We start from the raw sequence: 23972 nt of genomic DNA on the forward strand, positions 1-23972 counted from the left end.
GATGCCTTGCCTTGGGAGACTGCGGCAACGCGTGTTAGCGATCGGCGAGATAGCGTTTCGCAGCAGATGGGTCGTTCCGATCTGGTCTGTATGGGAGCCACGCGCGGAAACAATACTCCACTGCGGCTGCTACAAATTGCTGAGGGGAGGGTCGCAGGCGCGCGTCGGCAATCGGACAACGGACCCTGCGTCATCGAGCATACAATATCCTCGAATATCTGCGATATTACCGCGGCATTGTGGCTGCATCACGTCCGGGATGCCTCCAAGCTATCCGGATCGAAAGAATTGTGTCGCTTCCCGCGCCCGCTGTTGAGCTGGCGACCAACGCAGGCTATCAGGACGGGCAACAAAGCCCCAGTTCCAAGAGACGCATCTGACAATGACCCCTTCATACCTGGTTACGCATTCCGGCGGCTTCCACGCCGATGAGCTGCTTTCGAGCGTCATCCTGACCCGGCTGTTTCCTGAGGCCGCGGTTATTCGCAGCAGACACGTTGAATGGACCACACCGGCCACTGATCGGATCATTTACGACGTCGGCGGGCAGTATGACCCCATCGCAGGCATCTTCGACCACCATCAGCGTGGCGCGCCCGTGCGTGAGGACGGGCGGCCCTACAGTTCCTTCGGCCTGGTCTGGAAACACTATGGGGCTGATTATCTTGCAGCACTAGGAGTGCCCGAAGCGAATGTTTCGTCGGTGCATGCCTCTTTCGACGCCAAGTTCGTCTTGCCTGTCGATCTCACCGACAATGGTGCGCTTGATCCTTCCATCGCAGGCGAGCTGGCCGGCCTTACGCTGCCGGCCTTGCTGGAAACCCTGAAACCGGTTTTCGATGCCAAGGAGCCCGAGGCCGATGACCGGGCATTCCATGCCGCCCTTTCGATCGCACGAAGCTTCGTCGAGGCCGGTATCGCGACGCAGGATGCCAAGCTGCGCGCCGAAGCCCTCGTTCTCAAGGCGATCGACGAAACAGGCGAGGGGCATATCCTCGAACTGCCGATGGGCATGCCTTTTCGCGCGGCAATCGTAAGAGCCAAGGCTGATCATCTGCTTTTCGTCGTTCACCCTCGGGAAAACGATTGGTGCGTGACCGGTATCCGCCGTGCTGACGAAGGCTTCGAACTGCGCGCCGATCTGCCCGCATCCTGGGCGGGCCTGACCGGCGACGAGCTTGAACGTATTTGCGGCGTCGAAGGAGCGACTTTCTGCCATAAGGGCCTCTTCGTCGCGGCAGCAAAAACTCGAGAAGCAGCATTTGCGATGGCACAAATCGCGGTAGAACAGGCGCTATCGTAGGACGATCACGCACATCAACGACGTCGCTTCGGGCTAGTGAGGACAATGGTGTGCGATGAAGCGATTTATCAGCTGGCTTGCGTACAGCTTCGCTTGCGATCATCGTCTTCGGCATGATGACGGTTCAGGTTATGCAGCGTCCTCGTCTACTGCCGCAGCGGAGCTTTCCGCGCTACGCTTATTTGCCAGGCCGGATGCCTCATCCTGTACGGGATCCGGCAGGACATAGTTATCGGGTCGAGCCCGAGCCAGTTCTTCCCACACTCAATTCCGACGAATTCGCGTGGGGCGCGGATCTTTTCAACCATGGTTATTACTGGGAAGCGCATGAGGCTTGGGAAGGGATCTGGCAGGTCGCGGAGAGAGGGAGTGCGCTGCACACCTTGCTCAAGGGGTTGATCCTGCTTTCCGCCGCCGGGGTGAAGATCCGTGAGGGCAAACGCGCACCGGCGATGCGCCATGCCGGCCGCGCTGCCGGGCTGTTTCGTCAACTACCGAAAGTCCCGCATGACGCCTTTTCGCAGGCGCTCGGAATGTCGCTGACGACGCTTGCCGATAAAGCGGAAGCATCGGTAAGCGTCGCGCCAGTGTTGCGGATGACCACGCCGGGACAGCCGGAACCAGTCTATGATTTCATTCTTGGAGATCCACGAAGCCTTGCGCCATAAAGGGTTTATTGGCAGCTCTGCCTGAGACAACATAGGGGCAATCGCTATGGGCCTGGTTTTCCGATGATGATGGCTCAATTTGATAATATGATGATAGTCAGACGCGTGATTGCAAAAGGTCTCCTGCTTCTCGCATTCTCCGGTCCGTGCTGCGGGCCATCGTTGGCTGCAGATGGGAAAGCAGATGTGTCAAAACTGCCGGAGGACGTGCGCGCTTTTATGGAGCGGCGCGATGGATGCGATCATTACCGCGGCGAAGATTCCCCCGACGCGGAGCGCAGGGCGCAAATCGACATGGAGCTGCAGCGACTCTGCATCGGAACCGATGCAGAACTTGCCCGACTGAAGCGCGCCTATGCTGGAAATAAGGCCGTTCAGCATTCGCTTGACGGCTATGAAGTGGGCATTGAAACGGGAAACTAGCTCACCGATCGCTGAGAGCCGACCGACAGCGTCCATCATCAGCCTCTCGTCAAACTTCCATCACGTCTTCAAAAGCTCCCGGGAAACTCTGACGTGCCACTTTCTCGTTGATGATCAGCATTGCCGCATAGGACACGGGGTCGAAATCCTTATCGACAGCCACCACTTCTCGTCCAAAGAGCAGGTTGAGCCGAGCCGCGTCCAGATTGCCGCGCTCGAAGGGCTCCGCCCCGAAATAATGCCAAAGCGCATGCAGGAAGGCTGCGTCGACCCGGTGTTCAGCAGTGCCTGGCCGGGCGCGACGGGGCAGAGCCTTGATCGGCGTCACACCCTTCGGGTTGGCGCGGCGGATAGTGAATTGAATGCCGGTCCCTGGCATACCCGATGGAAAGCCACGGTGTTTCGTCATATCGGGAAGATTGGCCATGGCTGGCTCTCCTTCGCAAACGGATAGTTCCAATGTCAGGCGCGTCGATAGCAATGCGTCGGGGCACACGCATAGCCGTTTAGGCGCTGCTTTACGAGCGTAGCAAGGTCTCTCCATTGAATATTTTACTCAATTCCCCCTGCGTGGAACTCGGCTCCAAATCTCGTTGGCAACAGTGCGAACAGGGCAAGGGGGGAGCAAAATAAGTAGGGGCCGAAGCCATCTGGTCCGACTGATCCCCGTCCGGTCTTCAAGTCAGATATGCCTGGAGATATCGATTGTTCTTTCGTCGTCTCTGCCGCGGGCTGCCGCCGGCGGCCGTAAAGCAAGCCGCCGGCCGTCGTTTAGATCAGCTCTTGATAGCGATGCGCTTGATCTGAGACTGCGCCTTCTCGGTCTTCGGCAAGGTCACTGTCAGCACGCCATTCTTGAAGCGGGCGTCGATATTGTCTTCCTTAACTTCGACGCCGAGCGGAATGCGGCGCTCGAAGCGGCCGTAATAGCGCTCGGAGAACTGACGATCCTTGTTCTCGATTTCCGACTGCTTTTCGCCTTTTAGCGTCAGCACACCATCATTAAGCAGGACTTCAATGTCCTTCTCCTCAAGGCCGGGCACTTCGGCGGTCACCTTGATCTCCTTATCGTTATCGGAGATCTCGATGCTTGGCCATCCGCCGCCCAAACCGGTGGCGCTACTTAGAGACGGCAAGCCGGAGCCGAAGCCACGGAAGACGTCATCGAAGAGCCGGTTTACCTCGCGATGCAACGATAAAAAGGGATCGCGGTCGTCGTCGCGAAACAGACTGGGAACCTGGTTGCCGTTGTTGCGGCTCCAGGGAATGAGATCACGGACACTCATAGTTTTCTCCTTTCTGTTGGGTGGTGTAGCTTTTCCGGTGCCGGACGTGGCCCGGCACCTTTGCACTCGCCGCGGATGCTTAAGCCGCTTGTTGCTTGGCGTCGATCTGCTTCGTCTCGACCTCGGGCAGTGCCTGGTCGGTCTTGATCTCGATCTGCCGTGGCTTCATCTCTTCAGGGATTTCGCGCTTGAGATCGATGGTCAGCAGACCGTTGACGAGACTTGCAGTCACGACCTTTACATGGTCGGCAAGATCAAACCGGCGCTGGAAGCTCCGTCCGGCGATACCGCGGTGCAGATATTGCACCTCCTCGGCATTCGCCTTCTGACCAGAAACCACGAGCATGTTCTGCTCCTGTGTCATTGTCAGCTCGTTCTGCGAGAAGCCCGCGACTGCCATTGCGATGTGATAGTCATCCTCGCCGGTCTTGACGATATCGTAAGGCGGCCAGTTGTCGATGGTGTCGATGCGGCTTGCTGTTTCGAGCGCGTTCAACATTCGGTCGAAGCCGATGCTTGACCGGAAGAGGGGAGAGAAATCGAGGTTTGTCCTCATAGCCATATCCTCCTTATAAGCAACATGGATACAAGGAGACGCCAAGAGCGACAGGCGTCTCCTGGACTTGTGCCGGTTCCCTTTGGCAACCGACAATACTAATGTAATTCAGTGACTTGCCGTTTCAAGGGACTGGAATTCTTCGATAAGAAATTGATTTTTTGGGCAGTATCACCACATCCGAGCGTAGGTAAGAGAGGAGCAATGGATATGACAATGACTTCAGACGATGTCATCGCCGTGCTTGGCCCTGTCGATAAAACGCTTGTAGCCGAGGTCATCGCTACTGGTGCAACGCAGGCTGAACTTGCAGAGGCATTTGCGTGGGCCAGCAATGACGAGGCCTTGATAGGCGAAGGGCGGCGCCTGGCTACGGGCAGGGTTGCTGCGCTCGTGGATCTGCTGACCTCGGATGAAGAGGAATTGGAATAGGGAAGGCAGACACCAGCCTTCCGAAAATCGTGGTTCATCTACACTATTGTGAGCACCCGCACGTCGCCCCTGCGTTCGACGACATCGACCACAACTTGGCGGCCGGAGCGCCGGATGGCGACATCAGCCGAGCCGTTGCCGATAGATAGATGCCGCAGGAGAACCTCATCCAGGAAAGAGGGCAGCTGTGGTTCGTTAAAGCTGATCTGCAAGGCGTTCGGATCAAAATCCAGTCCCAGGCACGATTGCAGCAGCGAGAGGGGTGCTGCTGCTGCCCACGCCTGTGGAGAGCAGGCAACCGGATAGAAGGTCGGCCCCTGCGCCCACCGACGCGCAAACCCGCAAAAGAGTTCGGGAAGCCGCCGCAGCTCAATATAGGTCGATGCCGCGAAAAGGCCCTCGAAGATCCGGGCAGCCTCAGTGCGGTAACCGTAACGGGCAAGCCCGCTGGCAATCATGGCATTATCATGCGGCCAGATCGAACCGTTGTGGTAGCTCATAGGATTGTAGCGTGCCTCGGTCGAGGGGATGGTGCGGATGCCCCAACCGCTGAAGGAGGGCGCACTCATCAGCGTGCGGGCGACCTTTACAGCCCTTTCGGGATAGGCGATGCCGGTAAACAGCGCATGGCCGGCGTTCGAGGAGCGGACCCTGCAAGGCTGCTTGTCTGCATCGAGCGCCAGCACATAGGTGCCGAGTTCCTCATCAAAAAAGGAAGCATCGAACGCGCGGCGCAGGCCTTCTGCCCGGGCAAGAAAGCCTGCAGCCCGCTCCGGCCGGTCGAGCAGCCGGAAGATTTCGGCTGCCGCCTGCCAGGCGCCATAGACATAGGCCTGAACCTCAGCAATGGCGATCGGTCCCTTCGCCAATGCGCCGTCGGCATGAAAGACGGAGTCGTTGCTGTCCTTCCAGGCCTGATTGACCAGGCCTTCCTCGGTCAAGCGCCCATATTCGACGAAGCCGTCGCCATCGCGATCCCCGTGCTCGTCAATCCAGGCGAGCGCCGCCTCGATATGCGGCAGAAGACGAGAGACAGTGGCGACATCGCCGGTCCGCCTGACATATTCGCCGGCGAGCATTACGAAGAGCGGAGTCGAATCGACGCTGCCATAATAGCGGCGGAAAGGAACTTCGCCGAGTTCAGCCATTTCTCCGGCGCGTACCTCATGCAGAATTTTCCCTGGCTCGGCGTCGGAGGCGGGATCGATCTCAGTCGCTTGGTTGACGGCGAGATGTCCAAGAACGCCGCGGGCGATCTGCGGATCGAGCCAAAGCATCTCAAGAGCGGTAAGGATGGCGTCGCGACCGAAGACTGTGCTGAACCAGGGGATGCCGGCATAGGGATAGGGCCCTTCCGGCTTGTCGGTCATCAGCATGTAGAGGTCGGCAATGCTGCGACGCGCGACCTCGTTGAATATCCCGTTTGATGTTGCAATCGAAGCCGCGCGTGAGGACGAGGCGCGCAATGCCCGGCGAGCATCCCGCAGGGCAAAGAAGAAGGAACGGTGGCCGCGGCGTTGGGTCGCCGTCCGGTCGCAACCGATCTCTATAAACAGCGACCGCGTCTCGTGTGGCGCTAGGAGGAGATCATAGACGACATGATCGCTGCCAAGTTGGTCGGGCTGCGGATCGAAGGACAGCCGCGTCGATCGTTTCCGGTTGTCCAAGCCTATATAGGAGAGCAGGATCGCATCCCGCTCCGTAATGGCTGGAAGATGCCGTCCTCTCCTCGCCCTCACCGTTCCCCGCACCTCGAACAGATCAGCGAAATCAGCTCCAAATCCGATCTCTATCCGGACATGCTGCGGTCGCTCGTCATAGTTCCTGACCGTCAGCCGCTCGTAGCAGCATGCATTCCAGAGGAAGCGGGTCCTGCGCAGATGGATCAGGTCATGGCCAAGGGTGAGCTTGCCCTTGTCGTCGAAGAGATCGGGATTGGTCAGGTCGCATCTCAGGGTAGCGTTGTCGTCGCGCAGGGTTGACGACAATAGCATCGGTCGCTTGCCGTTGACCGTCAGGTAGAGATGCGAGAGATAGCGTGTATCCCCGTGAAACAGGCCTTCCGGACTGCCGGGCCCGAAAAGCACGTCGCCGTTGTGATCGAAGACGGCGAAGGTGTCACCGTGTTTAAGGGTACGGGGTCGCCTCTCCTGTAGAGATGCTGCGGCAGGAATGAAGAACTGTGCGATCGGCGCTGCCGGGCTCGCCGATGCAGGGGCCGGGTTACTGCCTGTTGCAACCATCGAAATGGCTCCTCCGTGCGGTTAGGCGACGACTTTCAGGTCTAGCGACTGACCGTTCGCCCGGCGAACAGGCGCGGCTCTTGTGCGAACGCCCGGCAGATTGCGATAGATGCCGAGATAGTCCCGCGCCATCCGTTCGGCTGTAAAACGCTTCTCGAAGGCTGTCCGGACCTTGCGACGATCGAGCCGCAGCAGCCATTCGATATTTTCTGCGGCTTCCTGAACATTGTCGACCAGTACACCGGAGACGCCCTCGTCGATCACTTCAGGAGCAGAACCGCAGCGGAAAGCGACAACGGGTGTGCCGCAGGCCATGGCTTCGATCATAACAAGCCCGAAAGGTTCCGGCCAGTCGATCGGGAAGAGCAGCGCGCAGGCATTGCCGAGGAAGACTGCCTTCTGATGCTCGTTGATCTCGCCGATGAATTCGACGTTCGGATGGCTCTTGACCATCGGCTCGATAACGGTTTGCCAATAGGCTTTGTCGGCGTTGTCGATCTTGGCTGCCATTTTCAGTGGCATGCCGACCTTTGCGGCAATCTGGATGGCACGATCCGGCCTCTTTTCGGGAGATATGCGACCGAGGAAGGCAAGGTAATTACCTTTCGGCTTTTCCGTGAAGGGCAGCAGATCGCGAGGCAGGCCATGATACACCGTTCCTGACCAGCTGACCGGCGGCATCGGGCGACGCTGATCATTGGAGATCGAGACGAGCGGAGTATCGGCGAAAGCCTTGTAGAAGGGCTTGAGATCAGGCAGGTCGAGACGCCCATGCAGCGTCGTGACCGTGCGGTCGGCGAAGTCCCGGATCAGCGGGAAATGCAGGAGATCGATATGGAAATGCAGGACGTCGAACTCATGTGCACGCCTGCGGATCTCCTCCAGCATCACGACCTCGTGCGGTAGATGCTCCTTGACCGCCGGGTTGAGCCTGAGCGCGACGTCCGAGCACGCCACCAGCTTGGCGTTGGTGATGGAATCGCCGCTGGCGAAAAGCGTGACGTCATGGCCTTGGGCGACAAGTTCTTCGGTGAGATAAGAGACAATCCGCTCGGTCCCCCCGTAAAGCTTGGGCGGAACGCTTTCGGCGAGCGGTGCGATCTGAGCGATCTTCATCGGCAAACCTCCTCAAGTGAGCAAAGATTCCTCGAAAGAACCAGCTCTGCGTCCTTAAAGGCACGCAGCGGCCAGATAGGATGTCTAGATCTCGAATGATTGTCGGCGACATCCTCCTTTCCGGTAGCTGCACAGGCCAGTGCTACCTAACCCGCGAACTCGCGGCGGGTTCCCCCGACGAGGCCTTTGAATGTCGAAGAAATGGGATGAAATCATTCCTTGAGATCGCCGATCGGTCTTATTGGACGCCCATGAAGCGAGTACGGGCCGTTTCCCATCATTGCCGGCGCCTTCGGCAGCAAACGCCTCGCTAGGGGCCTCGAAATGCATGGTCGGACGAAGCGGACGCGCGGCAGCGATCACTTTCGCGGTTTTCCGCCCTGCGAATCTGTTTGTGTCTTCCTTTCTCATCCCTTGGCTCCATTGATCTCGACCGATGGAACTTGTGGTTTCGATGACGTAATATGGAGGTCCGCCCCGGCAGACGGCGCGGACCTCCGCAATCGCTTTAGAAGTCCATGCCGGGGCCGGCGGGCACGGCCGGCGCGGCATCTTTCTTGGGCTTTTCGGCGATCATGGCTTCTGTCGTCACCAAGAGGCCGGCAACCGAAGCGGCATCCTGAAGCGCCGTACGCACGACCTTAGCCGGATCGATGACGCCTTGCGCATAGAGGTCGCCGTATTCCCCAGTCTGGGCGTTCCAACCGTAGGAGAAGTCACTCTTTTCACGCAGCTTGCCGACGATGACGGAACCTTCTGCACCGGCGTTTTCGGCAATCTGGCGGGCAGGGGACTCGATCGCGCGGCGGACGATATCGACGCCGACACGCTGATCGTCGTTGGCTGTGGGTAGATTGTCGAGGGCCCTGACGGCACGCAGCAGCGCAACGCCGCCACCCGGCAGGATGCCCTCCTCGACAGCCGCACGGGTTGCATGCAGCGCGTCGTCGACGCGATCCTTCTTCTCCTTCACCTCGACTTCCGTCGAACCACCGACGCGGATGACGGCGACGCCGCCAGCGAGCTTGGCAAGACGTTCCTGCAGCTTTTCGCGGTCGTAGTCGGAGGTGGTCTCTTCGATCTGGGCCTTGATCTGGGCAACGCGACCGTCGATTTCGGTCTTCGATCCGACGCCGTCGATGATGGTCGTGTTCTCCTTCTCGATCGCCACCTTCTTGGCGCGGCCAAGCATATTGAGCGTGACGTTTTCGAGCTTGATGCCGAGGTCCTCGGAGATGACCGTGCCGCCCGTCAGGATGGCGATGTCTTCGAGCATTGCCTTGCGGCGGTCGCCGAAGCCCGGAGCCTTGACGGCAGCAATCTTCAAACCACCGCGCAGCTTGTTGACGACGAGGGTCGCAAGAGCTTCGCCTTCGACGTCTTCAGCGATGATGAGGAGCGGCTTTCCAGACTGGACGACAGCTTCGAGGATCGGAAGCAGCGATTGCAGGTTCGACAGCTTCTTTTCGTGGATAAGGATATAGGGCTCCTCGAACTCGACCCGCATCTTGTCGGCATTGGTGACGAAGTATGGGCTGAGATAGCCGCGGTCGAACTGCATGCCTTCGACGACTTCGAGTTCGGTTTCACCGGTCTTGGCTTCTTCGACCGTGATCACACCTTCGTTGCCGACCTTTTCCATGGCCTCGGCGAGATAACGGCCGATCTCGGCATCGCCATTGGCGGAGATGGTGCCGACCTGGGCGATCTCGGAGTTGTTCGAGATCTTGCGCGCGTTTGCCTTCAGTTCCCTAACGACCGCATCGACGGCAAGGTCGATACCGCGCTTGAGGTCCATCGGGTTCATACCGGAGGCAACAGCCTTGGCGCCTTCCTTGACGATGGCCTGTGCGAGAACCGTGGCGGTCGTGGTGCCGTCACCGGCAAGATCGTTGGTTTTGGAGGCGACTTCGCGCAGCATCTGGGCGCCCATGTTTTCGAACTTGTCTTCAAGTTCGATTTCCTTGGCGACCGAAACACCGTCCTTGGTGATGCGCGGCGCGCCGAAGGACTTGTCGATGACCACATTCCGGCCTTTCGGGCCGAGCGTGACCTTTACCGCATTGGCCAGCACATCGACCCCTCGCAGCATGCGATCACGGGCATCGGTATGGAACTTGACTTCTTTTGCAGCCATTTTCTTCACTCCTTTGATAGGCAGCTATTTGACTGATGGTTGGAAAGCGCCTCAGGCCGCCTTTTTGTGCTCGGCCTGGGCTTCGATGACGCCCATCACATCGCTTTCCTTCATGATCAGAAGGTCTTCCCCATTGATCTTGATCTCGGTGCCGGACCATTTGCCGAATAGAATGCGATCGCCGACCTTGACGTCGAGCGCTTGGATCTGGCCGGCACCGTTGCGCGCGCCGGAGCCGACGGCGATGACCTCGCCTTCCTGTGGTTTTTCCTTGGCGGTGTCTGGGATGATGATGCCGCCTTTGGTCTTTTCTTCCGATTCGACACGGCGGACGAGAATGCGATCATGAAGCGGTCGGAACGACATGTTTTCCTCCGATGGACAAACAATGATGATGTTGTTCCCCTGGCCGGACCGGATGACCAGTCCGGGCGGGTGCAAAGACCTCGGTCGAGCGTTTTGCGAAAAATGATCTGGTTTTGCATTTTTTCGATTTCAAGAGAGCGAATGAAAAAAATTAGCACTCGCACTTGGTGGCTGCTAACACGCTGGAAAGGAACAGAAAACCTGGATCAGACGTTCACAATTCCGTTGATGGCCGCAAAAAATTGCGCCACCTTTTGACTGTCATGAAACGGAGATGAAGCATGCGATTTTCATCGGATCTCGAACGTCAATTGAATGGCTACGGGCTGACCACCGCTCACATTCTCTACCGCATTCCCGATTTTGAATCAGTTCTGCAGACCTACGTCTGGCAGGATTACGATCTTGCGCCAGATTTTCCTGAGATGCATAAGTTCCTGGACTTTTGGCAAACCAATCTCGATGGACCGCTGCATTCGGTCCGCTATTCCCACCAGCGCCTGATAGGGCCGAACGAATGGCGCCGTGTCGAAGGCGAGTTCAAGCTGCACTGAGACTTGAAACCGGATTTTTATCTTCCTAGCTCTTCCTGCGACCGAAGCCGATGAGTTCGGTCACTATCACATGTCTTTTTGGAATGGGTACGGAACGTGGAAGAGAAGATCAGTGTCATCAAGAACCTTAGCGTTGAGGAACGCGAAGAGACCCTCATCGATATCGCGCGGATTCTGGAAGACACAGCACGCGAAGCTTTCGTCGAAGGCAACAGGCATTTTGCAGTGCTATCCAACAACATGGCCGCTGCAATCCGGATCAACGCCGATGAGCTTGCGCGCGACGACGTTCGAAATGCTGAGCGCGTGCTGCAGCAGGCAACGACAATGCTTTCGGAATTCAAGGCTGCCCACCCCTACCGATTGGTGAGCATGGCCGTTCACTAGCGAATGTGGAGCGAGCTCCCAAAATCGGCCGGCGCTATGACACCGGCCGAACTTTGTCGTAACTTAGTTCCGCGGAAAGTCCGTGCTAACAGTCACGTGTTGCCAGGCGTCGAAATTCTTCCGCAGAGCCTCCAGGCGTCCCTGCGCGAGCTTATATGCGTCCGAACCGAGGAGGAGCCGGAGAGGAGGCTCGGCTGCGTCGACTGCCTTGATTATGGCCGCCGCGCCGCGCACCGGATCGCCCGGCTGTTTGCCTGAATATTCACGCGCGGCCTTGCGTCGGGCGCCCGCTGTCTCGGCGTAATCGTCGATCACGGTCTTAGATTCGATCATGGAGCGACCAGCCCAATCCGTCCGAAAGCCGCCTGGTTCCACGATTGTCACCTTGATGCCGAGCGGCCCGACTTCCTGCGACAGAGATTCCGAAAAGCCTTCAACGGCGAACTTGCTGGCATGATAATAACCGGTCGCCGGAAACGCCATCAGACCACCAACCGAGGATATGTTGATGATGTGACCGCTTCGGCGAGCGCGCATCCGCGGCAGGGCCTTACGTGTCACTGAATAGAGGCCGAAGACGTTGGTTTCGAACTGACGGCGAATTTCGGCGTCTTCGCCTTCTTCGATTGCGGAGAAGTAGCCGTACCCAGCGTTGTTCACCAGCACGTCGATGTGACCAAAGTGCGCTTCGGCGCCGGAAACGGCCGTCTCGACAGCCTTCTCATCGGTTACGTCGAGTGGCAGCGCGATGGCTTTACCGTCATATTTTCCAACGAGGTCTTCGAGATTTTCCGGGCGGCGAGCGGTTAGCACAGCGCGATCGCCGCGCTCCAGCACCTGCTTGGCGAGCTCGTAACCAAAACCGGTCGAGCAGCCGGTTATGAACCAAATCTTCTGTGACATTGGATTGCCTTTCTTGTTTCAAACTTCCTTGGCTCGGCAGGCAGGAACCGTAACGCCACCGCCTGCGAAGCTGAACGCCGCTGAATTTGGCAACAAGTCCCCTTTGAAACTACGGCAATCATGCCAATATTTTGCACGATCCTGCCAAACAGCCCGCCCCAGCCTTTCCGTATCGGTGAGCACGTGTCAGACACGGAGCAAATGGAGATGATCGTGAAACAAATCGTTGAAACGATGTGCGACATCATCGAGCGTCACGCCGACAAGCCGCGTACGCCGACAATCATTCCGGGTCTTGTGCTCCACCAGATGGAGACAAGCATCCATCCGATCCACGCTCTTTATCATCCACGGGTGTGCATCATCTTGCGGGGAGGAAAGACGGTTAGCCTCGGCGACGAGCGGTTTCACGTGGACCAATCGACATTCCTTCTTGTCACCGTCGATTTACCTGTCGCGTCACAGGTGTTCAAAGCCGATGACGGAAAGTCTCATCTTGCCCTCACCTTGGACCTTGAGCGGACGATGCTTGCTGATGTCCTGCAACGCCTTCCACCGCATCATACGCCGACCAGTCCTCCGGCCGGCATTATCGCTTCCGAGCTTACGGGATCGCTGCTTGAGCCTTTCGCGAGATTGCTGAATTTGCTGGACAACCCGGATGAGGTTGAATTTATCCGGCCCTTGATCGTTCAAGAGATCCATTATCGGCTTGCGCGGAGTGGTCTTGGCGAGAGGCTCGGACAATTCGCCCGGAGTGGCTCCCATCTATGGCAGATTGGAAAAGCAACGAGTTGGATCAAGGCGAACTACAAGGAGCCTATGAGGATCGAGGAACTTTCTGAAATGGCAGGGATGAGCGTCACGTCCTTCCACCGCCATTTCAAAGCTGTCACATTGATGACACCGATACAGTACCGAACCCAGATCCGCCTTCAGGAGGCCAGACGTATCCTGATTTCAGAACGCGCTCCGGCCGGCACGGCGGGCGTCGCGGTAGGCTATGACAGCCAATCGCAATTTAGCAGAGACTATAAGCGAATGTTCGGGGCGCCTCCGGCGTCTGATGCCGTTCGCCTCGTCGGAACAGTATGACGATACGCGCGCCGTGGAACATTGCGCCGACCTCGATCCGGCACGGAAGCGTGATCGGCATTGAAGAAAATCTGAGGTGCCGAGAGAAGTTTTCGTGCCGACCGCAGCGTTTCGTTGACCAAGCCCGCGGGCCGCCGGCCAACGAATCCGCTGAAGATCAACCGCGTCAGTTAGGTGACAACGGGCGGGTGCACTCACTCCGCAGCCTCGATGTGGCGCTTAAGATAGTGCCCATTCAGGAAGGAGTGGTAGGCATCGGCAATGCCCTCCTTCAGGCCGATCTTTGGAGACCAGCCAAGCCTGCGAAGTTTGTCGGCACTCATGAGTTTGCGTGGCGTTCCGTCCGGTTTCGTGAGATCGCGGGTGATATCGCCTTCGAAGCCTATAACCTCTGCAACCAGCTGCGCCAATTCGAGGATGCTGATGTCTTTTCCGGAGCCGACATTCACATGGCTTTCGGCGGAATAGGTCTTCATGAGATAGACACAGGCGTCGGCGCAATCATCGACATGGAGAAATTCTCGCTTTGGTGTGCCAGTGCCCCAGATGCGTATTTCCTTATCGCCGTTGACCTTCGCCTCATGTGCCTTGCGGATCAGGGCCGGCATGACATGGCTTGATGCGAGATCAAAATTGTCGCCCGGCCCATAGAGATTGGTGGGCATGGCCGAGATGAAATCCTTGCCGTGTTGCTTTCGATAAGCAGCGCAGAGCTTCAACCCGGCAATTTTGGCGATCGCATACCATTCATTCGTGGGTTCGAGCGATCCGGTGAGAAGCGCGTCTTCGACGATCGGCTGATCGGCAAGTTTCGGGTAGATACAGGACGAACCCAGAAACATCAGCTTTTCGACGCGAGCTTCATAAGCGGCGTGGATGACATTCGCCTCCAGGATCAGGTTGTCGTAGAGGAAGTCGGCTGGATAGGTATCGTTGGCGAGAATGCCGCCAACCTTGGCAGCTGCCAGGAAGACGGCATCGGGACGGTTCTTCGCCATCCATGCCTCCACCTGATCCTGCCGTCTCAGATCGACCTCGGCGTGCGCGACCGTCAAGATCTCGCAGCCCTCGGACTCGAGGCGCCGAACGATCGCAGAGCCCACCATGCCGCGGTGGCCCGCGACATAGACCCTCTTTCCGGCAAGGCTGTAGATGACATCAGGCATGGACCAGGCCCTTGTTCGCACCGACCAACGGAACATTGCGGGCCATGACTTTCAGATCCTCGCGAACCATTTCCGAAACCAGCTGGTCAAGAGTAATCTCGTGTTTCCAGCCGAGTTTTGTATGCGCTTTTGTCGGATCGCCAAGCAGAAGGTCGACTTCAGTGGGGCGGAAGTAGGCGGGGTCGATTTCTACCACGCATCGGCCGGAGAGCTTGTCAAATCCTCTTTCCTCGACACCCTCCCCACGCCAATCGATCGGCATGCCCACCCTGGCAAAGGCCTTCTCGACAAAGGAGCGAACGGTGTGCGTTTCGCCGGTCGCAAGAACATAATCCTCAGGTTCGTCCTGCTGCAGCATGAGCCACATGCCGCGGACATATTCTCGCGCATGTCCCCAGTCGCGCTTGGCATCCAGATTACCGAGATAGAGCCGGTCCTGCAGGCCAAGATGGATGGCCGCGGCCGCCCGAGTGATCTTGCGCGTTACGAAGGTTTCGCCGCGAAGCGGGCTTTCATGATTGAACAGAATGCCGTTCGAGGCATGCATGCCATAGGCTTCGCGATAATTGACGACGATCCAGTAGGCATAGAGCTTGGCAACGGCATAGGGGGATCGAGGGTAGAAGGGCGTCGTCTCGTTCTGTGGAACCGTCTGAACTTTGCCGTAGAGTTCGGAGGTGGATGCCTGGTAGAAACGGGTCTTCTTGGTCATGCCCAGCAGGCGAATGGCTTCAAGCAGCCGCAAGGTGCCGCTTCCATCCGCGTTGGCGGTATATTCCGGCGTCTCGAAAGAGACCTGGACGTGGCTCTGTGCGGCAAGATTATAGATCTCGTCGGGCTGCGTTTCCTGAACGATCCTTATGAGGTTTGTTGCGTCCGTCATATCTCCATAGTGCAGGATAAAGCGCGGATTGTCGACATGAGGATCCTCGTAGAGATGCTCGATGCGATCGGTATTGAAGGATGACGAACGCCGCTTGATGCCGTGAACGATGTAGCCCTTATCCAACAGCAACTCGGCCAGATACGCACCGTCCTGACCCGTCACGCCGGTAATTAGTGCAACTTTCCTGTTCTGTCTCATTCCGGTATCCATGATCGCTCTCCAACTCGAATACGAACGCTGTTTCTGACAAACTGATGCTGCAAGGGACGGGCGCTGCGCCGCCTTAATCAGGCGGAATGCCTTGCCGGATACATCGACGGGGCGGTGCCTTGCTGCTTGAACGGTCGGCTCCGGCCTTGCCTTTCATGCGGAGGAGCGAAGCGTTTTGCCTCATTTTTGCATCCCCAGATACGGGTGCAGCCAACGCAAGGTGAACCATGTCGCGATCGGCGACGTCTCGAAATTCTGATATTTCATCAACGACCTTGCGTAGAGTTCGGAGTCGCGGAAGCTGTATTTGGCGTGACGTTTTGGTTTGACGTTGTTGATGGTGACGACGATGTCGGCATTGCGGGCGCTCCTGAGCTGCTGCAGGCAGAATTCGGCGGCGCGGCGGCTGGTCTTTGCCCATTGCACGACCATCAGCGTTCGCTCGGCAAGCGCCGTCAGATGCATCGTGTCGGCCGAGGCGAGCACTGGGGCGCTGTCGAAGATGACGATCTGGCCTCTGGCGCGGGCCATCTCGATGATCTCGGCCAGGTCGGCCGACCGCATGCGCCGCTGCAGACCGGGATTGCCGGCCGGGATGAAGTCGATGCCGCTCGGATGGTGATGGACGATGTCCTGAAGAGCTGCCTGCCCACTTAAGAACTCGTTCAGCCCCTGCGTCAGGCCGGACCTGAACAACGTGTCGAGACGTCCGCGCCGGATGTCGCTGTCGACGAGCAGCACCGGCGTGCCGTTGGCGGCGAGTTCGATTGCCAGCGATCCGGCCACCAGCGACTTGCCTTCGCCGCTATGGGCCGAGGTGACGGCAATACTGTTCGGCAGCTTTCCGCCGTTGGTCTGTTTGAGCGAGATCATGATGGTGCGGATCGCTTCGTCGAACATGCCGATCTGCGTTTGCCCGAACAGCCTTGAAGGGTCTCTGCGGTCCTTGCGTCGCAAGTGCGGGACGAAGCCGGCCGGCACGATGCGTGCGATTCCGGCGATCTGGTCGAAGCTGCGCACCGTCCTGTCCATCATCTCGACCACGAAGGCGGCCGTCACCGCAACCGAGATGGAAGCAAAGAAGGCGCCGATCAGATAGAACAGCCGGCTGCGCCCCTGCGGTGTGAGCGGCACTGCAGCCGGTGACAGGACCTCCAGTTCGGCGCCCGGCAGCATGGCCTGCCCGACAAGGCTCCGGCGCTGCTCCTCGAGCTTGTCGAGCGCCGTCTGCTCCTTGTCGGCGATGCGCTGCAGCCGCGTAAGCTCTGTCTGCGCCAGCGACGAGCGGGAGCGCTGCTCATAGGCGGCCGTCAGTGCCGATCGGACCGTGCGGTCCTCGTCATCCAGAGCGGTCAGCCTGGCGCGTATGGACTGCAGGTACCGGTCGACCGCCGTGCTGAGATCGGCGCGGGACTTGTCGATCTTTGCCCGCAGGTCGACCACGGCGGGAGCATCGTTGCCATAGATGTCGAGAAGGCGGGCAAGATCCTGCTGCTGGGTCCGAAGATCGGCCTGCATCACGCCGATGCTGTCGGGAACGGCTTTGGTCTGAGCGGCAAGCGAAGGATCGTCGGCTGCTTCCAGCGCGGCAATCGTATCCTTGATGTCGGCGCGGCTTTGTCCGATCTTCGTCTGCCGGTCGCTCAATTCGACGATCGCCTTGATCTGTTCGCTCTGATCATCGTCGTTTTGAACGACGCCCGCCGTTTGCTGATAGGTGTCGGCGGCATCGCGGGCTGCCTTGGCGCGATCCTGCTGTTCGGCGATGCGCTGGCCGATCCATGCTTGCGCCGTGTCCAGGCTGGCGCGGATACTGTCCTTGCGTTCTTCGAGATAGATGCTGATGAGCCGGTTCGGGACGGCGGCTGCGAGTTGCGGATCGCCGGCCATAAAGCCGATCTGGACGACGTCGCTCTGGCCGTCGCGCCAGACACTCAGCGCCTTGTAATAGGCCTGGATGACCGGCTCGACACTGTCTGCTGCCGGTTGCGACGACTGATCGCTGCTCATCAGGGCGCGCAAAGTTGCCCTGATCTCATCGACGACGGAGGCCTGGCGCAGGGCCGGGTTGAACTCCGGCCGCTCGTCGAGCCGCAAGTCGCGGATGACCCGCTCGGCCACGCTTCTCGACAGAAGCCGCTCGGTCTCGGAGGTGACGTTGAGCGGCGCATTGCCGCCGGCATCGCCGCTGTTCAGCGCGGTTGCCAGGGGCTTGTGGATCATCAGCCGGGATCCGGCATGATAGCTCGGCCTCAACCCCGAGATCAGCACGATCGAAGCCGCCATCAGCACCACCATCAGAGCAACGATCATCACCAGCCGCCGACGCAGCAAACGTAAACCAGACGTGAGATCACCCGTTTCGGTCGGGAACCGGATCGCGAACATAATCACGGCAGTGGCAAACAGGACGAAGAGAAGGCTATTCTGAGTGAGGATGATCGTTTCCGTGAGGTTCATCACCAGAAACATGATGACCAGCACGTTCAGCCACAGCCAACCTTCCTCAGGAGCGTCACACAGGAGCGCCGCGCCCTGCCGCAAAGCGCGGGCAATGGTCCAGACCAGTGGGATGAAGCCCAGGAGCCCGAGACTCAGCAATGTGTCGCGAAATCCATTATGGGCGTGCGGCGCCGGCCACCCCGCCGCGGCTCGGACGTGCCAGCCATCGGCGTTGGAGTCGGCCCAGAAGGCCTGATAGCCGTAACCGAACAACAACCGCCTTCCGATTGCGTGATCCACTTCCCGCCAGAGCGGAACACGGCCGGTCAGTGTCGCATCCTTGCCCAGCGCTTCCAGCATGGGAACGAGCAGTTCGCTGAGGCCTACAAGGACCAGCGCGACCAGTTGCAGACAGACCAGCACGAGGGTCACCCGTCCGAGATCGCGGGTCTTTGATAGAGCAAGGAAGAAAACCGTGGCCACCACCGCACTGGCGAGTGAGGTCATGGCCGTCATCGACTGGGACGCGACGAGGCAAACGAGACTGGCGCACAGCAGCGGTATGCTGACGATTTTCAGCCCCGCCTGTCGATCCGCTGCCATCACGCTGCATGCGAAAGTCGCGATTGCGGCGTTCCACCCGAGCGCGTTCTTGTTGTCAAAGACCCCTCTCAGGGAGCTCTCGCCCACGGTGAACGCGCGACTGGGCCATGCCACAGCCATCAAAAGACTGAATACCATGCCGGAGCCGAGCACCACGACCGTCAGCAACAGCAATTGCCGGGGCGTGAACAGGATGGCGAGAAGATACGCAAGCGATACGGAGAGAACGAGCGCGATGCCCCGCTGCAGGGTGAGAGCGGGGCTGGGCGACCACAGCACGGAGACAAGCGGTAAAAGGAGGAGCACAACGAACGGCAGGCTGCGGCGGATGGCGATCAGCAGCTCTGCCTGATTTCGAGCCAAGAGCCCAAGAGAAATCAGATAGATAGGCATGCCAAGCAGGCGAAGAGTCGCCATTTCACTGGCATCCAGGTAGCCATCGCGGTCGATCAGAGGGAAGACGCAACCGCTCAGAAGGAGCAGCGCAATGATAACACCGACGCACTCCATCGAACGCCAAGGCATGATGACACTGGGGCTGTAGATTGCCGGGTAGCAAGCCTTATCCACCATGTCATTCTGCCGGATACTGGCTGCTCAACTGGCCCTCCGGCGGTCTCGCGCTCGCCACTGCCGAACTTGCGGCGATGCCGACCCGTCGCACAGAGCCGGCGGTGGCGGGCGCGCCGCGCCTCGCCAGATCGGCAACGGTGCCGCTATCCGTCCCTGCGGCTGCTCGACCCGTCAGATGCTCCACCAGATAAAGCGGCCGTTGCCGGACCTCGACTGCGATCCGGCCGACATATTCGCCAAGGAGCCCGACGGAGATCATGTTGAACGCGCCGAACACCAGAATGACCACCATAATCGATGCATAACCAGGCGCATCGACGCCGAATATCAGCGTTCGCCCGATGATGATGGCCGCGTAGAGTTGCGCCAGAAAAACGACGACGAGGCCGACATAGGTCCATATCCGCAGCGGCATCGTCGTCGATCCCGTGATCCCGTCCAAAGCGAAGTTCCACAGGCGCCAATATACCCACTTCGAGGTGCCTGCCGTCCGTTTCGGCCGGTCGTATTCGACCGTCGCCTGCGTGAAGCCAACCCAGGAGAACAGGCCTTTCATAAAGCGGATGCGCTCCGGCATGCCGTTCAGGACATCGACGACGCTGCGGTCCAGCAGCCGGAAGTCGCCGACATTGTCCTGGATGGGATAATCGGCCATTCGATTGTAGAGGCCGTAAAAAGCCGTGGCGCTCCAGCGCTTAAGCCAGGTGTCGCTGCCACGCCTCTTGCGGCGTGCGTTGACCACCTTTGCGCCGCGCATCCAGGCGGTTACCATATCAGGAACGATGTCCGGCGGGTCCTGCAGATCGACGTCCATCGGGATGATTGCGTCGCCGCGGGCATGGGCAAGGCCTGCGGCCAGCGCTGCGTCCTTGCCGAAGTTTCGCGACAGGCAAATCAGGCCGACATCCGATCGCTGCGCCACGAGACCTTCGATGATCTCCACAGTGCGATCTCGGCTGCCGTCGTCGACGAAGAGAATCTCCACCTGCCCGCCTGATCCAAGAGCGCTGCGGATCGCGTTGGTCTGTGCATCCACGGCCTGGAGAAAGAGCACGATCGTCTCCTCCTCGTTAAACACCGGCACCACGATACTCAGCACCAGGCCTTCCGTATCGGACATGCCTCGAGGCGAAAGATCAGTCGCAGCAATTGGCCATGTGCGGGGGAGCTCCGTGCTGTGCGGCAACATTTTAAGCTCCCGATGTGATGAAATGGGTTGGACCATGCGTGCCGGCGACCGCACGACGATCGGCGCTCAGCCGACCGAGCAACTGCAGGCACATGCCGAATAAGGATCGGGCCTGATAAAAGTCTTCGCCGAGACAGCGGAGCCGTCCACAGGTGTTTTGAGGAAACCGCTCGATCCGATCACTCTTTACAATAGTCTTACTCTTGACCATGTCCGGCTCCATCCAGCTTGCGAACTTGCAAGCTTCAAGGCTTATCGAACCTCTCTCGGAATCTCCGTCTGTGATGACGCGCAAGCCTTTGTAGAAATGAACTTTATTCTTTCTACCGGCTGATCGAAAGCGAGCCATAAGACGTACGCGTACCACTTTGTGCTGATTGTTGCTCGAACGGAGAAAGCGTTAGTCTTAGCGCCGATCTAAGCCGGGATAGATGTATTGCCGGCGGCTCGCTGGACACGGCTTTGGGACTTGTACGTGAATGGGCATATCTAACCTCGATCTGGCGATGGGCGCAGAGATCGCCGAACCATCGAACCCGGCCAACAAACCAGGATCGTTTTCGCAGAGGTCGCGCCCGTTGTCGCGGCGGGTCACTTCGTGGCTCGCCATGGTCGCCACCTTGGGGGCGCTCTGTATCGCGATCAGCGGACAGAGCTACTGGATAGACGAAGCCAACACCGCCTGGCGCGCAGCGGAGCCGCACTTCGGGACGTTTCTGGCCCGCATGGTCGCGGAGACCGGTTCAGATGCGCAGATGCCGTTTTTCCTCGTGGCGATCTGGGCCTGGGAGAAAATCGCAGGCGACGGCGAGATCGCTCTCAGGGTGATGAACCTGTTTTGGCTCATTCCTGGCCTCTACATTTTCGCTAAGGGTCGGATTGATCGCCTTCTGGTGGCCGGGACCAGCGCCTTCCTGTGGTACTATATCGACGAGGCGCGGCCCTATGGCATGCAGATCGGGGCGAGCCTCATGGTCTTCGGCCTTCTCGAGCGCGCGGTCGTTGCAGCGAGCGATCGCGGCGCAGAAGGCCCCCTTCTTAGCCGCTGCCAAGCATGGCTGCTCGCGTTCGGGCTTATCGCTCTTGCCGGAAGCAGCCTCCTCGGCGCGATATGGGCCGCAGCCGCGGTTGCTGCCGCCGCGTGTGCTGTGTCCTGGCGCAGTCGCCGGCTTGCAGCCAGCCATCTCATCGGGCCATCGGTTCTCCTCGTGCTCGTGCTGGCGCCGCTCGGGCTCTATTATCTCTGGACGGTGATCGGAGGGGCAGGCGGCACCAAAGTGGCGACGACCGACGCGCGGACTCTGGTTTTTTCGGCCTATGAACTGTTCGGCTTTGCAGGCCTCGGGCCGGGCCGCACGGATCTGCGCACAGGGGAGGGGGCGATCGTCTCCTCTTACGTGGTTGCTCTGGCGAGCTACGCCATCCTGGTCGGGGCGGTAACGCCGGCGGGGTTGATCCATGCCATTCGCAATATTCCGCCTCGCACGCTGGCAGCCTGCGCGATCGCCTTCACGTCCGCTGCTGCACTGATCCTGATGGCCGGATATATCTTGCACTGGCGCGTCGTCGGTCGCCATCTTGCGCCCGCAATCGCGGTCGTCCTGGCGCTGCAGGCAGCGGGCGTGGCCTTGCTCTGGCGTAGGCCCGCCGGCAAGCTCGTGGTGCTTGGCTTTCTGATGATGGCATTGGCCTCCGGCGCGAGCATCAGGTTCGCTCCCCGCCACGCCAAGGACGACTATCGCTCCGCGGCCGGCGTCGTGCGCTCAGCTCTCACTGAGGGTGATCGCGTCTGGTGGAATGCCGACGCGCTCGGCGCCCTCGTTTACCGCGTGCCGCTGGGCCGCGAGTGCGGCAGTGCGCTCTATGTCTCAGAACCGCGGCCAGGCTTTGCTTCCATACTCGAGGCTCCAACCCTCATCGTCACCAGCAAGTCTGATATCTACGATCCGGAAGGGGTTCTCGCCGCGTTCCTGTCCGATCAACATTTTCAAATCACCGAGACCTTTCAGGCTTTCCAGATCTGGCGACGCGTGCCATCGACGGGTCCGTTGCCTTGCCGCTAACCTCCTATATCATGCTTCGAGCTGCTGCGATCGACGCCCCTGAGCTCACTATGAGCTAGCCGCTGTTGGCGAGGAAGTTCTCGGCGACCGTATTCATCGCGGTGCCGAACCAGAAACGTTCTGGGCATTCGGCGGCGTGTCTGCATCGGAATCGGCCTCATCTGCTCCGATGTCGACCTTGCCGTTCATGCGGGCCTGCCCGTCAAGGTCGACAGATCCGAGCCCGAAAGCGGACGTGCCGGCATCGATGGCCGGCGAAGCCGGCTTCAGGTGGAAATTTCCCGTGGCCGGGTCGGAAAGCAGCGGATCAAACCCAAGCAGGTTCCCGTCGGCAGCGTCCGGCGAACGGCCGTCCGAAAGTACCGACGCCTCGCGTGGCGTACCGTTGAAGGTGATATTGTTGTACCACTTCACATCCTTGTTCACGTAGCCGTTGGTGCTGACGTCGTTGATGGCTCGGTTCCGGGAGTCCGTTCGCGGATCCGCCACTGCGATATTGTTCACCCAGGTATTGTGGCTGCCCATGGCGTTGCTCAGCTCGCCCCGCCAGCTTCCCTTATTGGCATTGTCGTGATTGTTGTGCCAGACGGTATTGTTGCGTACTGTAACGAAGTCGCTCAGGAAGACGTGGATGCCTTTGCCACCATTGCCGTAGGAGACATTGCCCTCGATCAGAGTGCGGTATCGGTATTTGGTGTCGTGAAAGCCATCGATGATGATACCGTTTCCATCCGTGTGTTCCCAGTTGATCGCTGGTCCTTGCACGTTGTCGTAGCTTATGTTGTTCCTGATGACGTTGCGGAACTCGGCATTGCCTGGGGCGAGATCCATGTTTTGCCAAAGGGAGATGCCGCTGCACTGATAGCCGTTCGTCGCGGCGTTGCCGTAGATCCGGTTGTCTTCGATCGTCAGCCAATCGGACTTGGCGGTGGAAATACCCGAACCGCCGCTGTCATGGGCGATATTGTCCTTGATCGTCACATGATGCGATCCTTCAACATCGATCGCATGTCCTTCTCCGCCGACGACATCGAAGCCCTGGATCTTCACGTAATTCGCTCGCACGCTCAGCGTGCTGTAGGCGTCCGAAGAAGGCGGCCTGAGCATAGCGTTGCCGGGCAATTCGGATCGGATGGTGACATAATTATCCGCCGCGCCATCCTTCGTGATCACGATCTGCTCGTGGTACGTACCTGATTTTACGACGACCTGATCGCCGGGCCTGAGTTGGGCCTGCATGGCGCGGCTGATCGTCTTCCAGGGTGCTGACAAGCTGCCTTTGGCGATGTCGCTTCCATCAGTGGCAACGTAATAGTCCGTCATCGCTCTTCTCCTGTCCCTAGTGTGCTGATCCCGCGGGTACTGGCTGTG

General features: G+C 59.1%; 21 protein-coding genes and 1 pseudogene. 8 read left to right on the forward strand and 14 right to left on the reverse strand.

Annotated elements, in window-relative coordinates; all coding sequences use genetic code 11:
- The first annotated feature begins 382 nt into the window (after positions 1-382).
- The 3 genes from JNB85_RS10585 to JNB85_RS10595 all read left to right on the forward strand — a co-directional run bounded on the left by JNB85_RS10585 (position 383) and on the right by JNB85_RS10595 (position 2394).
- Entirely contained in the window at positions 383-1303 is a 921-nt protein-coding gene (locus JNB85_RS10585) for an MYG1 family protein (protein WP_220334279.1), read from the forward strand.
- A 113-nt stretch (positions 1304-1416) separates the two neighbouring features.
- Entirely contained in the window at positions 1417-1971 is a 555-nt protein-coding gene (locus tag JNB85_RS10590) for a DUF309 domain-containing protein (protein WP_223216471.1), read from the forward strand.
- A gap of 63 nt (positions 1972-2034) precedes the next feature.
- The gene (locus tag JNB85_RS10595) at positions 2035-2394 is read left to right on the forward strand and encodes a hypothetical protein (RefSeq protein WP_220334280.1); all 360 of its coding nucleotides are present in this window, start codon (positions 2035-2037) and stop codon (positions 2392-2394) included.
- Between the two features lie 49 nt (positions 2395-2443).
- Here the strand turns inward: JNB85_RS10595 and JNB85_RS10600 are convergent, their stop codons facing one another.
- The 3 genes from JNB85_RS10600 to JNB85_RS10610 form a co-directional block, all read right to left on the reverse strand.
- Positions 2444-2821, reverse strand: coding sequence for a hypothetical protein (locus JNB85_RS10600; RefSeq protein ID WP_220334281.1), 378 nt, complete (start codon positions 2819-2821; stop codon positions 2444-2446).
- A 349-nt stretch (positions 2822-3170) separates the two neighbouring features.
- Entirely contained in the window at positions 3171-3680 is a 510-nt protein-coding gene (locus tag JNB85_RS10605; RefSeq protein ID WP_220334282.1) for an Hsp20/alpha crystallin family protein, read from the reverse strand.
- 79 nt (positions 3681-3759) lie between these two features.
- Positions 3760-4236 (reverse strand): Hsp20 family protein, encoded by a 477-nt coding sequence (locus JNB85_RS10610; RefSeq protein WP_220334283.1) that lies wholly within the window; start codon positions 4234-4236, stop codon positions 3760-3762.
- Between the two features lie 210 nt (positions 4237-4446).
- On the opposite strand from JNB85_RS10610, the gene JNB85_RS10615 reads away from it, so the two are divergent.
- Positions 4447-4668 carry a hypothetical protein gene (locus JNB85_RS10615; RefSeq protein WP_220334284.1) on the forward strand — a complete coding sequence of 74 codons (222 nt, stop codon included), beginning with the start codon at positions 4447-4449 and terminating at the stop codon, positions 4666-4668.
- A gap of 38 nt (positions 4669-4706) precedes the next feature.
- Here JNB85_RS10615 and JNB85_RS10620 read toward each other — a convergent pair whose 3' ends face one another.
- From JNB85_RS10620 to groES, 4 genes are all read right to left on the reverse strand, one after another.
- Positions 4707-6911, reverse strand: coding sequence for an amylo-alpha-1,6-glucosidase (locus JNB85_RS10620; RefSeq protein ID WP_222858612.1), 2205 nt, complete (start codon positions 6909-6911; stop codon positions 4707-4709).
- Positions 6912-6932: 21 nt separating this feature from the next.
- A complete protein-coding gene (locus tag JNB85_RS10625; RefSeq protein ID WP_220334285.1) occupies positions 6933-8027 on the reverse strand; it encodes a glycosyltransferase family 4 protein in 1095 nt (364 codons plus the stop codon).
- Between the two features lie 508 nt (positions 8028-8535).
- Positions 8536-10164 carry a chaperonin GroEL gene (gene groL, locus JNB85_RS10630; RefSeq protein ID WP_220334286.1) on the reverse strand — a complete coding sequence of 543 codons (1629 nt, stop codon included), beginning with the start codon at positions 10162-10164 and terminating at the stop codon, positions 8536-8538.
- 51 nt (positions 10165-10215) lie between these two features.
- Positions 10216-10530 (reverse strand): co-chaperone GroES, encoded by a 315-nt coding sequence (gene groES, locus JNB85_RS10635; protein ID WP_220334287.1) that lies wholly within the window; start codon positions 10528-10530, stop codon positions 10216-10218.
- A gap of 281 nt (positions 10531-10811) precedes the next feature.
- Here groES and JNB85_RS10640 point away from each other — a divergent pair, with 281 nt between their 5' ends.
- Positions 10812-11084: an usg protein gene (locus JNB85_RS10640; protein ID WP_220334288.1), complete on the forward strand. Its 273-nt coding sequence runs from the start codon at positions 10812-10814 to the stop codon at positions 11082-11084.
- A gap of 96 nt (positions 11085-11180) precedes the next feature.
- The gene (locus JNB85_RS10645) at positions 11181-11471 is read left to right on the forward strand and encodes a hypothetical protein (protein WP_220334289.1); all 291 of its coding nucleotides are present in this window, start codon (positions 11181-11183) and stop codon (positions 11469-11471) included.
- A 63-nt stretch (positions 11472-11534) separates the two neighbouring features.
- On the opposite strand, the gene JNB85_RS10650 is transcribed toward JNB85_RS10645, so the two are convergent.
- Entirely contained in the window at positions 11535-12374 is an 840-nt protein-coding gene (locus JNB85_RS10650; protein ID WP_220334290.1) for an oxidoreductase, read from the reverse strand.
- 213 nt (positions 12375-12587) lie between these two features.
- On the opposite strand from JNB85_RS10650, the gene JNB85_RS10655 reads away from it, so the two are divergent.
- A complete protein-coding gene (locus JNB85_RS10655; protein ID WP_220334291.1) occupies positions 12588-13469 on the forward strand; it encodes an AraC family transcriptional regulator in 882 nt (293 codons plus the stop codon).
- A 194-nt stretch (positions 13470-13663) separates the two neighbouring features.
- Here JNB85_RS10655 and fcl read toward each other — a convergent pair whose 3' ends face one another.
- From fcl to JNB85_RS10675, 5 genes and pseudogenes are all read right to left on the reverse strand, one after another.
- Positions 13664-14635: a GDP-L-fucose synthase gene (gene fcl, locus JNB85_RS10660; protein WP_220334292.1), complete on the reverse strand. Its 972-nt coding sequence runs from the start codon at positions 14633-14635 to the stop codon at positions 13664-13666.
- On the reverse strand, positions 14628-15731 hold the full coding sequence (gene gmd / locus JNB85_RS10665; protein WP_220334293.1) for a GDP-mannose 4,6-dehydratase: 1104 nt from the start codon (positions 15729-15731) through the stop codon (positions 14628-14630). Before gmd ends, fcl begins: the two co-directional genes overlap by 8 nt.
- A 180-nt stretch (positions 15732-15911) precedes the next feature.
- Positions 15912-18119: a GumC family protein gene (locus JNB85_RS10670; RefSeq protein WP_420852265.1), complete on the reverse strand. Its 2208-nt coding sequence runs from the start codon at positions 18117-18119 to the stop codon at positions 15912-15914.
- Positions 18120-18311: 192 nt separating this feature from the next.
- Positions 18312-19349 (reverse strand): annotated as a pseudogene (locus JNB85_RS31095) (O-antigen ligase family protein); the annotation flags it as partial.
- Between the two features lies 1 nt (position 19350).
- Positions 19351-20448 (reverse strand): glycosyltransferase family 2 protein, encoded by a 1098-nt coding sequence (locus JNB85_RS10675; RefSeq protein ID WP_338050319.1) that lies wholly within the window; start codon positions 20446-20448, stop codon positions 19351-19353.
- A 569-nt stretch (positions 20449-21017) separates the two neighbouring features.
- On the opposite strand from JNB85_RS10675, the gene JNB85_RS10680 reads away from it, so the two are divergent.
- Positions 21018-22601, forward strand: a complete 1584-nt coding sequence (locus tag JNB85_RS10680) for a hypothetical protein (RefSeq protein ID WP_220334296.1) — start codon at positions 21018-21020, stop codon at positions 22599-22601.
- Between the two features lie 93 nt (positions 22602-22694).
- Here the strand turns inward: JNB85_RS10680 and JNB85_RS10685 are convergent, their stop codons facing one another.
- On the reverse strand, positions 22695-23924 hold the full coding sequence (locus JNB85_RS10685; RefSeq protein WP_220334297.1) for a right-handed parallel beta-helix repeat-containing protein: 1230 nt from the start codon (positions 23922-23924) through the stop codon (positions 22695-22697).
- Positions 23925-23972 lie beyond the last annotated feature (48 nt).

Origin of the sequence: Rhizobium mesosinicum (assembly GCF_019511345.1) — a bacterium.
GTDB classification, from domain to species: Bacteria; Pseudomonadota; Alphaproteobacteria; order Rhizobiales; family Rhizobiaceae; genus Rhizobium; species Rhizobium mesosinicum.